The 12,247-nt window shown below is 70.5% G+C and carries 10 protein-coding genes and 3 pseudogenes; 8 read left to right on the top strand and 5 right to left on the bottom strand.

Annotated elements, in window-relative coordinates; genetic code table 11:
• Together QZ483_RS09395 and QZ483_RS09390 are read left to right on the top strand one after the other, a co-directional pair.
• Window positions 1-1,049, top strand: a pseudogene (locus QZ483_RS09395) (sodium-dependent transporter); the annotation flags it as partial.
• Complete coding sequence (locus tag QZ483_RS09390) at window positions 1,046-1,192, top strand: methionine/alanine import family NSS transporter small subunit (RefSeq protein WP_297083260.1); 147 nt, start codon at window positions 1,046-1,048, stop codon at window positions 1,190-1,192. The pseudogene QZ483_RS09395 and the gene QZ483_RS09390, both read left to right, overlap by 4 nt.
• On the opposite strand, the gene QZ483_RS09385 is transcribed toward QZ483_RS09390, so the two are convergent.
• On the bottom strand, window positions 1,193-2,212 hold the full coding sequence (locus QZ483_RS09385; RefSeq protein WP_297083258.1) for a phosphotransferase family protein: 1,020 nt from the start codon (window positions 2,210-2,212) through the stop codon (window positions 1,193-1,195).
• The gene (locus QZ483_RS09380; RefSeq protein ID WP_297083256.1) at window positions 2,209-2,820 is read right to left on the bottom strand and encodes a sugar O-acetyltransferase; all 612 of its coding nucleotides are present in this window, start codon (window positions 2,818-2,820) and stop codon (window positions 2,209-2,211) included. Before QZ483_RS09380 ends, QZ483_RS09385 begins: the two co-directional genes overlap by 4 nt.
• Window positions 2,821-2,907: 87 nt before the next feature.
• Here QZ483_RS09380 and QZ483_RS09375 point away from each other — a divergent pair, with 87 nt between their 5' ends.
• The 3 genes from QZ483_RS09375 to QZ483_RS09365 are packed head-to-tail and all read left to right on the top strand — an operon-like array spanning window position 2,908 to window position 4,741.
• Entirely contained in the window at window positions 2,908-3,831 is a 924-nt protein-coding gene (locus QZ483_RS09375; protein ID WP_297083254.1) for a phosphotransferase, read from the top strand.
• Window positions 3,832-3,855: 24 nt separating this feature from the next.
• A complete protein-coding gene (locus tag QZ483_RS09370; RefSeq protein ID WP_297083252.1) occupies window positions 3,856-4,257 on the top strand; it encodes an ACT domain-containing protein in 402 nt (133 codons plus the stop codon).
• A gap of 37 nt (window positions 4,258-4,294) precedes the next feature.
• Window positions 4,295-4,741, top strand: a complete 447-nt coding sequence (locus QZ483_RS09365) for a DUF1801 domain-containing protein (RefSeq protein WP_297083249.1) — start codon at window positions 4,295-4,297, stop codon at window positions 4,739-4,741.
• A 42-nt stretch (window positions 4,742-4,783) separates the two neighbouring features.
• Here the strand turns inward: QZ483_RS09365 and QZ483_RS09360 are convergent, their stop codons facing one another.
• The gene (locus QZ483_RS09360; RefSeq protein WP_297083247.1) at window positions 4,784-5,251 is read right to left on the bottom strand and encodes a GNAT family N-acetyltransferase; all 468 of its coding nucleotides are present in this window, start codon (window positions 5,249-5,251) and stop codon (window positions 4,784-4,786) included.
• Window positions 5,252-5,508: 257 nt separating this feature from the next.
• On the opposite strand from QZ483_RS09360, the gene QZ483_RS09355 reads away from it, so the two are divergent.
• On the top strand, window positions 5,509-8,019 hold the full coding sequence (locus QZ483_RS09355) for a hypothetical protein (RefSeq protein WP_297083245.1): 2,511 nt from the start codon (window positions 5,509-5,511) through the stop codon (window positions 8,017-8,019).
• 7 nt (window positions 8,020-8,026) lie between these two features.
• Here QZ483_RS09355 and QZ483_RS09350 read toward each other — a convergent pair whose 3' ends face one another.
• Window positions 8,027-9,940 (bottom strand): DUF4914 family protein, encoded by a 1,914-nt coding sequence (locus tag QZ483_RS09350; protein ID WP_297083243.1) that lies wholly within the window; start codon window positions 9,938-9,940, stop codon window positions 8,027-8,029.
• Window positions 9,941-10,116: 176 nt separating this feature from the next.
• On the opposite strand from QZ483_RS09350, the gene QZ483_RS09345 reads away from it, so the two are divergent.
• Both QZ483_RS09345 and QZ483_RS09340 read left to right on the top strand, forming a co-directional pair.
• On the top strand, window positions 10,117-10,776 hold the full coding sequence (locus tag QZ483_RS09345; protein ID WP_297083242.1) for a hypothetical protein: 660 nt from the start codon (window positions 10,117-10,119) through the stop codon (window positions 10,774-10,776).
• 54 nt (window positions 10,777-10,830) lie between these two features.
• Window positions 10,831-11,709: pseudogene (locus QZ483_RS09340) on the top strand (Rv2578c family radical SAM protein); the annotation flags it as partial.
• 27 nt (window positions 11,710-11,736) lie between these two features.
• Here QZ483_RS09340 and QZ483_RS09335 read toward each other — a convergent pair.
• Window positions 11,737-12,153 (bottom strand): annotated as a pseudogene (locus QZ483_RS09335) (hypothetical protein); the annotation flags it as partial.
• Between the last annotated feature and the right edge of the window lie 94 nt (window positions 12,154-12,247).

Here is a 12,247-nt window from a genome sequence, read left to right as displayed (position 1 = left end):
TGGCGGCTCGGGCGCTCACCCTCGACGGCGCCATGGACGGCGTCGAGGCACTGTTCACTCCCGACTTCGACGCGCTGACGGATCCGCAGGTGTGGATCGCCGCCTACGGTCAGGTGTTCTTCTCCCTGTCGCTCGCGTACGGCGCGATGATGACCTACGCCTCGTACCGCCGCCGCCGCTCCAACATCACCACTCCCGCGCTCGTGGTGGCGTTCGGCAACAGCTCGTTCTCGCTGCTCGCGGGGCTCGCGGTGTTCGCGGCGCTGGGATTCCTCGCGACCCAGCAGGGCGTTCCGGTGGCCGAGATGGGCAACATCGCCGGACCCAACCTGTCCTTCATCTCGTTCCCCGCCGTGATCGCTCAGATGCCCGGCGGCACGTTCTTTGGCGTCGTGTTCTTCGCGGGTCTCGTGATCGCCGGCCTGACGTCGCTGGTGTCGATCCTGCAGACCATCTCCGCGGCGCTGCAGGACAAGTTCGGCTGGAACCCGCGCGTGTCCGCAGTCGTGCTCGGTCTCGTGTCGATGGTGCTCTCGGCGATGGGGTTCGCGACCACGACCAGCCTGTTCCTGCTCGATGTCGTGGACCAGTGGTCCAACCAGCTGGGCATCATCGCCGGAGCGGTTGGCATGATCGTGGCGTCGCTGTGGGTCGGCCGCCGCGGTACCGAGCTGCGCCGGCACCTCAGCGCCGTCTCGACCTTCAAGCTCGGGCGTTCGTGGCTGGTCATCGTCAGCGCGGTCACGCTGCTGCTGATCTACATGCTGGTCTCGAAGGCCGTCACGCTGATTGCGGACGGGTACGAGGGGTATCCCACCTGGTACATCGTCGTGTTCGGGTGGGGGACCGTGGCGCTGCTCGGTCTCGTGGGACTCGTGGGGTCGCTCACGCGCTGGCGGCGCGACATCGTCCACTACGTGGTCTGGCCCAGCCGCGAGCAGCTGGGCCTGGCGCCTGAGCCCGCCACCGCATCGGCGCTGCGCAGTGACACGGAGACGCCCCGGCAAGCCGATGCGACACCCGAGCCGCGTACGGAGGAACCGTCATGAGCGGCGACGCACTGGCACTGATGCTGGCCTCGATGGCCGTGATCTGGGGTGGGCTGGCCGCGTCCGTCACGTTCCTCGCGCGGCGACCCGAGTCGACGGAGATGCCCGAGGGCGGCGAGGACGACCCCGTCGCTGGCGCGTAGTCAGACCCCCAGGATGGCGGAGAGCCTGTCCCGGTTCTCGCGGATGGACGCGCGGTGGCTCGCGAGCCACTCGCCGGAGAAGCCGCGGGGCTCGATCTCCACGAGCTGGACGGCCATCGACCACAGCCGGTACAGCGCGATCCTCTTCAGCGCGCCGGAGTCCAAGCCGAGCGGCGCGCCGGTCGCGCGCTCGTAGCCGCGCACCTTCGCCGGCTCGAACGGGCCAGAGTCGTGCGTCTCGCCGCCGGCCAGCCCCCACAGCGGGTCGCCGAACAGGGATCGCTCGAAGTCGACGACGCCTCGAACGTCCCCGGTCGCCGGGTCCACCAGCACGTTGCCGTGCCACAGGTCCGCGTGGACCAGGCGCGGCTCGTCCACCTCCGCGAGCGCCTCGCCGGCAGCGTCGAGCGCCGCCACGAGCCGCTCGGGCTGGACGTCGACGTCCCACGCGTCCGCGTCGCTGACCGTGGCGACGATCAGGAGGCGCATGAAGGCCGGCCACGTGTCCGCGGCGAGCCGGTAGTCGTCAGCGGGGAAACCGAACCGACGGCCGCGCACGGTCGCCAGCCGCGCGAGGATCTCGCCGACGCCCTCGAAGGCCCGTGCGTTCGCGTCCGGCGTCATCTCGTCGGTGACGCCGTCCCACGGAACGCCCGGGACGAGCGTCATCACCAGGACGTCGACGTCGACGTGCGCGCGCGTGAAGTCGTCGAGAAGAACACGGGGTGCCGGGACGCCGTCCAGCCCCTCGATCCTCGCGAGGTGATCGCGCTCTGCGGGGAGCATGTGATGCTCGTACGTGAGCAGCCGCGAGCGACCCCGGTGATCGAGCGACTCCGGGACGGAGGTCTTGACCACGACCTCGTCGCCCGACTTGAGGCGCACCGCCTGGACCGCAGAGAACGTGCCTCCCGAGAGCAGGCGGTGGGACCGGACCTGGCCGAGCGGCGCGAGCACCGCGGCGAGCTCGGGCGTCGCGAGCGCGCGCTGGGTGGGCAGCAGGCCCTCGCCGGCGCTCACAGTTCCCGCACGACGCGCGCGGGGTTGCCCGCGACCACCACGCCGGGTGGCACGTCCTTGGTCACGACCGCGCCTGCAGCGACCACCGAGCCACGGCCGATCGTGACGCCCGGGCAGATCACGACCGAGCCACCCAGCCAGACGTCGTCCTCGAGCGTGATGGGGAACGCGCGCTCCCAGCCCTCGCGACGGATCTCGACGTCGAACGCGTGGTTGACGGTGTAGAAGCGCGCCTCGGGGCCGATCAGGCAGTTGTCTCCGATGGTGACCTCTCCCGAGCCGAGGATCATCAGGTTGGCGTTGATGAACACGTTGGTACCGAACCGCATGCGCTCGCGGTACTCGAGGTACAGCGGCGGGCGGAAGTCCAGGCCGGGACCGCACTCGCCCACGAGTTCGGTGACGCCGGCGTTGGCCGCGTCCGGGTCGGTGTAGAACAGCTCTCCCAGTTCGCGCAGCCGCGCGATGGTCGCGCGCTGCATGTCGGCGAGCTCGGGTCCGGCCCGATAGCGGAACCACTCGTCGTTGATGAGCTTGTCGTACTCGGTGCGCGTCGAGTCCTCGACGGGGATCTCCGCCATCTTGGCTCGCATCTCGGCTGGGTTCATGGGGGCCTCCTGGGAGCACGGTATCCCGGAACGTGGGTGGCTATTCGGGACCTCGGGCCGCGCCCGCGCGCCCGGTAGGTTCGTGACATGGAGCTCGACGGTCCTCTCGCGGCGTGGCTCGGGCGCGAGCTCGGCTCCGCTCCTCGGGAGGTGTTCTTCGAGGCCGAGTCGATGTCGCGCGTAGCGGGGGTGACGCTCGCCGACGGCCGCCGCGTCGCGGTCAAGATCCGCGGCGACCACCCGCGTCTCGCGGCAGCGGCCGCCGCCCAGCGAGCGGCCGGGTCCGCGGGGATCGACGTGCCGGCGCTGCTGGCCGGCCCGGCGCCCGCGCCGGGGGACGCCGCGCTTGCGGTCACCGTCGAGGACTGGCGCGAGGAGGGCGCACTGATGCCGTCGGCCGATGCGCCCGTCGCCTTCGCGCGCCTGCTCGCCGCGCTGGTCGAGGCGCTCGAGGGCGTTCCCACCGCCGGGCTGAGCCCGCCGCCCTGGCTCGACTACGCGCACACGGACGCGGCGCGCGTGTGGCCGCCGCCCGCATCGGCCCGCTGGGATCCCCACCGCATCGAGGCTGACCTGCCCGCTGAGCTGCCGTCACTCGCGGCGCGCGCCCGAGCGCGGCTCGCGGCGACGACGTTGCCGCCCGTGCTCGGCCACGCGGACCTCAACGGCCTCAACGTCCGCTGGAACGGCGATCGCCCCCTGGTCCACGACTGGGACTCGATCGCCGCGCTGCCCGAGGCGGTGCTGGCGGGCACGCTCGCTCTCGACCACGTGGCGATGCCCGATGCGGGGGCCGCGGCGGACGTGGACACCGGGGCTCGGGTGCTCGCCGAATACGAGGCCGCGCGCGGACGCATGTTCACGCCGGAGGAGCGCGAGATCGCGTGGGCCACCACCGTGTGGCTCGCCTGCTACAACGCGGCGTTCGAGCACCTGCACGGCGCGGCGGGGGCGGTGACGGCGCGCATTCTTGCCGACGGCGAGGCCCGGCTAGCGCTGGCGGGGGCGTGAGCGCACCTCGCTAGGCTCGGTCCCATGAGCGGCGAGACCGACCTGGCCACCCTGATCGCATCGATGGAGCCGCGCCTGGACCCCGTCACGTACGCCTGGGCGAGCGTCGAGGGCCTCGCCGCCGCGGGCGCGCTGATCGACGCTGTGGCGACGGTGCGCGAGGACGAGGGGCTCACGCTCGTGCTGCCGCTCGACGCCGCCGTGAGCCACGGGCTCGAGCCGGAGTTTCCGTGCCGCCGCATCACCCTGACGGTGCACTCGTCGCTCGAGGCGGTGGGTCTGACCGCGGCGTTCGCGACGGCGCTGGGCGATGCGGGCATCAGCGCGAACGTGGTTGCGGGCTTCCACCACGACCATCTCTTCGTGCCGGTGGACCGGGCGGCCGATGCGATGGTCGCGTTGCGGACCCTCGCCGGCTCGGCCTGACGAGCGCGCGCGAGGCGCGCGAGGGTACGGTCGAGTCATGGCCGAGGAATCGATGCGCCCCACCTCCGAGTCGGTCGATGCATTCATCGCCGAGGACGCCGTCACAGCCGGGGATGACTCGCTCGCCGTGATCGACGGCGTGATCACGGGTGAGCTGCCCGGCATCTCCCGCACGCTGTGGCGCGGGGTCTTCTGGGGCGGGACCGACCAGGCGATTGTGGGCTATGGGCGCATCGAGCAGCCGCGGCCGCGGGGCGAGTCGGTGGAGTGGTTCCTGCTGGGGCTCGCCCGCCAGAAGCGCCACGTCAGCCTGTATGTCAACGCCGCGGAGGGGCGCGAGTACCTGACCAAGCAGTACGCGCCGCGGCTGGGCAAGGCCAAGGCGGGCGCCGCCGCGTTGACCTTCGCGACGGCAGCGGACCTCGATCTGGCCGTGCTGGCCGAGCTCGCCGAGCACGCCGGGCGGGTGCAGCCCTTCGAGTGAGGCACGGCGCGCTCGCTTGAGCGCGTGCGCGCGCGGCGTCGGCTAGAACTCCTGGTAGATGTGGAACGCGCGGTCGCCGGTCTCGGGATCGCGGTGGATGAAGCCGTGCGACTCGTAGAAGCGCATCGCGTCCACGTCCGGCTCGTCGACGCCGATCTCGACGAGCCCCAGCGCGCGCCGGCGGGCCTCATCGAGCAGCAGTCGCATGATGTCGCCGCCGATGCCCTGTCCGCGCAGCTCGGGGCGCACGTACAGGTCCTCCAGGTAGCCCACGCGTCCCTCGTAGTACGGCGAGTCCCGCTCGGTCACGGTCGCGAAGGCGACGGGAGGGTCGCCGGCCAACGCCGCCCAGAAGCGGTCCGTGCGCAGGAGTGTCCCCAAGCGCGACTCGAGCACCTCGAGCGACGGGGTCTCCTCGTCGTACTCCGCGTTGAAGTCGACCAGCATCCGTGCGAGCGTCGCCGTATCGCCAGGCGAGGCGAGACGGGCGGGGGAGCGCGCATCGGTCATGCACCCGACCGTACGCGACGGCCGCCGTGGGCGCCCGGCGTCCTCTTGACGACTCGGCGCGATGGGCGAACGATGGGCACCAGTGGCAGCGTCGCGTGTGGGGATGGCACGCATGTCGCACTGTCGCCCACAGTGCTGTGCGAGCGAGAGGCTGTCCGATGTACCGTCCTCGACCCATAGGCCATGCCGCGTCCGCCGAGTCACCGGGCGGAATCGAGTTGCGTGTTCACGGCGTCTCCGGGACGCCCCCCGAAGAGATGCTCGACCGGCTCGAAGTCGACCAGACGGCCGGCGACGAGGTCGCGGGCTTCTTCCGTCGCCGGGACGACGACCGTCCGGACGACGGCTCGCCCGTGCTCGAGGCGTACTCGTGGGGAGGGCTGACGTCCCGGTCCTGGACGCGAGCGCTGTGGGTGCTGCTCATGCCGTTCGCGCTTCTCAACGTCGCCGGCTGGATGCTGCCGCCCGCGTCCTCCGACCGCGACGAGGACGAATCCGATGATCCCCACGCCGGCTGGCCGCACCGCGTCGCATCGGCGACGGTGCGGCTGGCGGGGATTCTCGTCACGGCGCTCATCACCGTGTGGATCGCCCAGGTCACGATTGACACGGTCGCGTACCAGTGCGGCGGCATCGCCGAGTGCCGCGAGGGCAACGTGGTCGTGCGTGCGCTGTTCGGCCACGACTTCATGGCAGACAACTCGTTCCGCCGGGTGGCCGTCGGCGCGCTGATTCCCGCGGCGATCCTGGGTCTGCTGTGGTGGCTGGGTGCAGTGACGCGCAGCCGCTACGACGCCTTCGGCCAGGCGCCGCGCGAGAAGGCACGGGCAGACGCCGTCGGATCCTTCGGCGATCCGGGCTTCTGGAGCGACGAGCGGGTGCTGCGGATCCTGTCACGCACCCACATCACCAGCGGCGTGCTGATCGTCACGACGCTGCTCGCATTGTCGGTGCAGCGCATCGACACCAACGCGGAGGGGCCGTCGATCGCCTGGCTGGTGGCAATCGGACTGGCACTCGGCCTGCTCGTCGTGGTGGCCGTCATGGCGACCACGTTGGAGGTCGCGACGCACCGCGTGAGCATCGAGGCGCGTGCCGCCAGCGAGAGCATCGCGCGGCGCCAGCGGCTCTCCACCACAGTGTTCTGGGCGTCGTGGGGCCTGCTCGCGTTCACTGCGCTGACGGCATGGACGACGACCGCCGACGGGGCTTCGCCGACGGGCGCTCTGGGGACCGTGAAGCGGGCAGCCTTGCACGAGGAAGGCTCGTTCGACGCGCCGGCGGCGGCCATGCCGATCATCCTCCTGGCGCTCGAGATCACCCTCGTGGTCGCCATCCGCCTGCATCCCGCGCGCGCCGCAGGGGCTCGCGCGGATGGACCGGACTACCTGCCGCGCCCGGGGTTCTGGGGCTATGGAGCCGCTGTGGCGCTGCTCCTGGGGTACGGGACGGCGGCCGTGGCGCTGCTGTCGTTCAGCTCCTGGATCGGGCGCCTGCTCGGAGGGCCGGACGTCGTGACGTACCCAAGCGTGTACGACGCCGCTGCCGTGCTGGTGCTCTGGGTGGCGGTCCCGGTGGTGATCTATGTGGTCTGGCTTGCGGTGCGCTCCTCACGCCGCGCGTTCGCCGATGCCGCGAAGAATGCAGACGAGGGCGCGTTCGCCCCCGACTTCCGAGCACCGTTGCCGTTCGACGTGCAACCCGAGGAACCGGAGGCGACTGAGGACCCGGAGCGCCAGAACCGGTTGCTCGCCCGTGAGGCGTGGGAGAACGTGGTGCGCAGGAGTCGCGAGCACAGGGTCCTCGTCGACCAGGCGGACAGGATCCTGGTGGTGCTGCTCGTCGCGCTGGTGGGGGTGTTCCTCCTGGCATACGTCCGCGTCGGAGGCGACGAGCGTTCGGGGCACTGGCTGCTGGAACTCCTGCCGTCCTGGATGGTGACGGCAGCAGTCTGGGTGGTGGCCGTAGGGATCCCAATCGCACTGTTCGCGGTGGTGCGCGAGTCGTTCGCGAACAAGGCTCGGCGGCGGCAGGTGGGCATCCTCTGGGACGTGCTGACGTTCTGGCCGCGCTGGTTCCATCCGCTGGCACCGCCCAACTACAGCGCGCGCGCCGTGCCGGAGCTCCAGACCCGCCTCGACCGCCTCACGTCGCAGGGAGACGACGTCGTGGTCTGCGCCCACAGTCAGGGGACCCTCGTGGCGCTCGCGGCCATCGATGGGCTGCGCGGTGTGCCGCGGCACTGCGATCGGCCCCGGGGGTCGGATGGCTCCGGCGAGGACCGGCGTGATGCCGCGCCCGACGCCGCTGCTCGCCCTGCGGGGTCGGGGATTCTCGAGCACGTGGCTCTGCTGACCTACGGAAGTCCCATCACGCGCCTGTATGCCAAGTACTTTCCTGCGTACACCGGTCAGTCGATCCGTCGCGTCACCGCAGCGCTCGACGACGGTGACCGGATGAGGTGGTGCAACCTCTACCGTGCGACGGACCTGATCGGCGGCGCGATCGTGCCCGAGCTCGGCCCCGCCGATCCGCGCACGCGTCTGCACCGGGCTCCCGACCTCGTGCCGGGTTGCGATCCGGGCGTTCCTCTCGCCGACCCCGACCTCGCGCGCGTGGCTCTCCCGTTCCCTCCGCTGGGCGAGCGGCACCCCGCACCGGCGGGGCACTCCGGGTACGAGAAGGCCACTCAGTACCGCGACGCGCGGAACGCCCTGTTCGCGCGCATCCACGGCAATCCGGAGCCAGAACTCGGGAGTGGCTCCTAGGGAGCCCCTACAGATACATCGGCGTCAGCGCCTCGTAGTCCTCGACGCGGCCGTCGGCGAGGCAGGTATCGATGATGCGCCGGCCCAGGTCGGACAGGTCCGGGGTGAGGAACTGCTCCAGCTCCGCCTTGAAGAAGCCGGTCAGGATCCGGCAGCCGGCGTCGTAGGCCTCGGTGCCGACCGCGGACTGCATCTCCGGCCGCAGCAATGTGCGCCGCACGGGCTGACCGTCGAGAGTGATCTCCTTGGGGGCGTAGCCGAACAGCGGACAACGCGCCGGCTCGAGCTGGTCGGCGCGCATGCGGCCGCCGCCCTTGCGGGCGAGCCACTCGCGGGTCAGCCATTCGGCGGAGAAGCCCACGTGATACGCGCCCACGTGCTGGTTGGGGGTCAGGACGTAGCGGGTGCGGTCGTACGCGACCAGCTGCTCGAGCAGCAGGTTCGCCGCCGCCACCTTCGTGCCGGTCGAGAACGGCCAGTACGAGCCCACGCCCTCCGACACCATGCCGCCGTGTGCGAGGAGCTCCTGCGTCGCCTCCGCCTCGCCGATCGACGGGTTCTTGTCGCCGCGCGGCGCGATCAGGCGCCACAGCCACGCGATCGACGGCGGGACGAACTGCGTCATGCCCATGATCCCGTAGCTGGGGTTGTCCGTGGTGCACGCCGGCATCCTCACGCCGAACGTGCGCACGTCGACCGGCTGGGGGTCGTCCACGATGCCCTGGATCATGTGCCGGGAGATCACCACCCGCGGGTTGGGGCACGGCTTCCCGGTCGAGTCCATGGTGTGCTCCCACGGCAGCACCGTCGCGTCGGGGACGCCGTCGATGTTGAAGAACACCAGGGGAGCGGCGGGGTGGATGACCGCGCGCTCGAGGTGAGGGTCCTCGCCGTAGGTGCGCAGGTTGTCGACCCGCACGAACCAGCCGTCCTCCGCATCGGCCACCACCATCTTGCCGCTGCCGTCCTGCACGGCCGGGTGACACAGCGTCATGTCGTCCGTGACGGGGGACAGGTCCGAGGTCTCGGACAGCGTGATGAGGTACGGCTCGTCGGTGACGACGTTGGTGCCCAGCAGGATGCGGCCGTCCTCCTCGCGCCGCAGGTCCTGGCACATCTCGGACTTGCCGCCGCCGGACGCCCCCTCGTGCATCACGACCGTCTCGTTGTCGTACGGCGTCGTGACGCGCACCGAGGATGCGTGGGCGGTGATCCAGCCCTCGGTCTCGCCGATGTCGAGGAGCACCGAGAAGACGCCCTTCTTGGCGCTCGGGCCCGGGTAGAGGTTGTACGCGAACACCTCGTGAAGGCTCTCCGTGCGGTCGTGGACCACCACCTGACGGCCATCGAAGTGGGTGTGACGGAACGGTGGCGCGACGTACAGGATCGAGCGGGGCGTGAAGGGCCCGAGCTCCTCGAACGTCGTCCAGCCCTGCAGGTCCACGAGAGCGAGGGCGAAGAAGGCCGAGTTCTCGGGCACGATCGCGATCGACGGCGACCCGTGGACAGGGCCGCCGGCACGGAACGGCACGACCACCAGCGGCTGGTGGGCGAGCCACGCCATGGAGTCCGCGCGCGTGTCCGCGAAGGAGTGGCCGAACCGGTCGACGAAGCGCGGCTTGTCGGTGGGCCGCGAGTCGGCGATCACCATGCACTGCGGGTCACGGCGCCGCATGTAGTCCTCGGGATAGTTGACCGCGAGGCCGTTGCGGCAGCGCGTGACCGTCGCCTCGGTGATGACCTCTCCATCGACGTCGTAGTCGACCGAGAACACGGGCCCGCCGTCGGGCCCCAGCGCGAGGGCGTAGAGGTCCTCGCGCGTGGCCGGGACGACCACGGACGGTGCGGCATCGATGACGCGGCGCACCTCGGGGTCGAGGTTGACCTCGGCGAGCGGGAGAGTGCTGACGGTGGTGTCCATGCTGTGCTCCTTCGCAAGGGGGACGGTTTCGAGGGGCAGGCGGTCGCGCGACCCCGGGGCAGTCCTGATTTGAGTATTGCCAAGGTCAAGGAATCCTCAAGGGACGAACGTCCCGGATGTGCAGTCCCGCGCCCGGTCCCCACGCATGCGAGAGTGGGTATCGGGGGAGATGTCCGATGCGCCTATTTCACGCAGTGTCCGTGACGATGGCAGCGACCGCCGTGCTGATTCTCGCGGCATGCGAGGAGCGTGAGGATGAGCCCACCGCTGCCGACGCTCCCGAGCCTGTCGAGACGGACACAGGCACGTCGAGCGAGCCGCTTCCGACCATCACCCTCGAGGCTCAGACGCCGGAGCCGCTCGGGGCTGACTTCGACGCGGAGGAGTGCGCGCTGCTGCTGTCCGTGTTCGAGGGCTTCGATGTGGCCTTCGAAGCGGTGGCGCCCGAGGAGATCTTCATCATCGCCCAGGCGGCCATCCGCGACGGCGACATGTCCGGCGTCAATGAGGCCGGCGTCGAGCTCAACACCGCCGGCGCCGCGTGGCGCGACCGGCTGGACGAGGCCGCGGAGCTCGTCGACGACATCGATGCTGCGGATGCGCTGAGCGGGCTCGCCGAGTACTACGAGGACTACCAGTCCGTGATCGCTCAGCTCATGGCCTCCGCCACGAGCGCCGAGCAGCTCGCCGAGGACGCCACCGCAGTGTCGCTCGCCAGTGAAGCGCTGCACTCGGAGGCCCAGTTCGACGCTCAGGTGCTCGAGTACTTCGTCGAGGTCTCCTGCCAGGTCGAGATTGACGTCTACACGGCGCCGGGAATCTCGACCGGCTCCTGACCTCTCGCGGCGCGCACCCTTGACGCACATTCGAACGCATGTTCGAATGACGGCATGCGGTGGGAGGGCCAGGCGATCGCCACGGAGAACGACGAGGCGCTGCCCGGGCTCGCACGCCTCAACAACCTCGTGCGGTCCGTCCGTACTCCGGAGTTCGAGGGTGTGACCTTCCACGAGGTGCTCGCCAAGAGCGCCCTCAACAAGGTGGGGCAGTCCAGCGCGGTCCCGTTCACGTGGACCATCAACCCCTACCGCGGCTGCACCCACGCGTGCGTCTACTGCTTCGCGCGCCCCAGCCACCAGTACCTCGAGCTCGACGCCGGGAAGGACTTCGACAGCCAGCTCATCGTCAAGATCAACGTGGTCGAGGCGCTCCGCCAGGACCTCGCCAAGAAGTCGTGGGCGCGCGAGCACGTCGCGCTCGGCACCAACACCGACCCATACCAGCGCGCCGAGGGCCGCTACCGCCTCATGCCCGGCATCATCGGCACGCTCGCGGAGTCGGGCACACCCTTCTCGATCCTGACGAAGGGCTCGCTGCTGCGCCGCGATCTCCCACGGTTGGCCGATGCGCGGGCTCGGGTCCCGGTCGATCTCGCCTTGTCGATCGCGATCGCCGACGACGAGCTCCAGCAGTCCATCGAGCCCGGCACGCCCACCACCCAGGCGCGCCTCGCGACCGTGACCGCGGCGGCCGAGGCGGGCTTCGACGTGGCGGTCTTCATGATGCCGATCCTGCCGTTCCTCACGGACTCGGCGGAGCACCTCGATGCGGCGCTCGGCCGCATCAAGGCCGCCGGCGCGACCTCCGTCACCTACACCGCGATGCACCTGCGTCCGGGAGTGAAGGAGTGGTTCGCCCGCTGGCTCAACACCCACCGGCCGGACCTCACGCCCCGCTACCGCGAGCTCTACGGCGACGGCGCGTACGCCCAGGATGATCGGGGCGTTCCATGGCGCGATGCCCAGCATCACGCCGACCGGCTCACGCAGGGCCATGGCAATCGTGCCTTCATGGTCGGAAGGGATCACCTCGCCGGAAATCTGAGTGGTGATGGCCGCGGCTTCGATCGACAGCGCGGAAGAGTTCGATTGCTCGCGCAGCACCGTCGTCCGGGCGGTGTGGCCGCTGTGGTTCGCGTCGACCTCGAAGGTGGTGGAGGCATCCTGGACGACGAAGGCGCGGGAGCCCACGCCGGTCAGCGGATCGGTGTCGGCGGTGACGTCGATGGTGGTGGTGCCGTCGAAGATCGTGACCACGTCGGCATCGGCAGGGCGGACTTCCCAGCTCAGGGTGGTCTCGTAGGCGGGACCGATGGCGAGGTTGGGCGAGGAGGCGAGGCTCAGGGCTTCGCCGAGGAGCACCGTCAGCTCCATGCTGTTGCCGCCGCCCACCGACAGCGTGTAGGTGGTGTTGCCGGTGGGATGGACGACGAAGGACCCGTCTCCGGTGTCGGGGTTCGGGCTGCCG

This window comes from uncultured Demequina sp., from assembly GCF_913055775.1.
Taxonomy (GTDB): Bacteria; Actinomycetota; Actinomycetes; order Actinomycetales; family Demequinaceae; genus Demequina.
The sequence above is the reverse complement of the archived record's forward strand: the minus strand, read 5'-3'. Positions and strand labels throughout refer to the sequence as shown.

What these genes read in the sequence shown, in the direction of transcription:
- QZ483_RS09360 (WP_297083247.1), bottom strand. Translation starts at nt 5,251, where the DNA reads ATGACCGATGCGCGCTCCCCCGCCCGTCTCGCCTCGCCTGGCGATACG.
- QZ483_RS09390 (WP_297083260.1), top strand. Translation starts at nt 1,046, where the DNA reads ATGAGCGGCGACGCACTGGCACTGATGCTGGCCTCGATGGCCGTGATC.
- QZ483_RS09380 (WP_297083256.1), bottom strand. Translation starts at nt 2,820, where the DNA reads ATGAACCCAGCCGAGATGCGAGCCAAGATGGCGGAGATCCCCGTCGAG.
- QZ483_RS09375 (WP_297083254.1), top strand. Translation starts at nt 2,908, where the DNA reads ATGGAGCTCGACGGTCCTCTCGCGGCGTGGCTCGGGCGCGAGCTCGGC.
- QZ483_RS09350 (WP_297083243.1), bottom strand. Translation starts at nt 9,940, where the DNA reads ATGGACACCACCGTCAGCACTCTCCCGCTCGCCGAGGTCAACCTCGAC.
- QZ483_RS09365 (WP_297083249.1), top strand. Translation starts at nt 4,295, where the DNA reads ATGGCCGAGGAATCGATGCGCCCCACCTCCGAGTCGGTCGATGCATTC.
- QZ483_RS09355 (WP_297083245.1), top strand. Translation starts at nt 5,509, where the DNA reads ATGCTCGACCGGCTCGAAGTCGACCAGACGGCCGGCGACGAGGTCGCG.
- QZ483_RS09345 (WP_297083242.1), top strand. Translation starts at nt 10,117, where the DNA reads ATGCGCCTATTTCACGCAGTGTCCGTGACGATGGCAGCGACCGCCGTG.
- QZ483_RS09370 (WP_297083252.1), top strand. Translation starts at nt 3,856, where the DNA reads ATGAGCGGCGAGACCGACCTGGCCACCCTGATCGCATCGATGGAGCCG.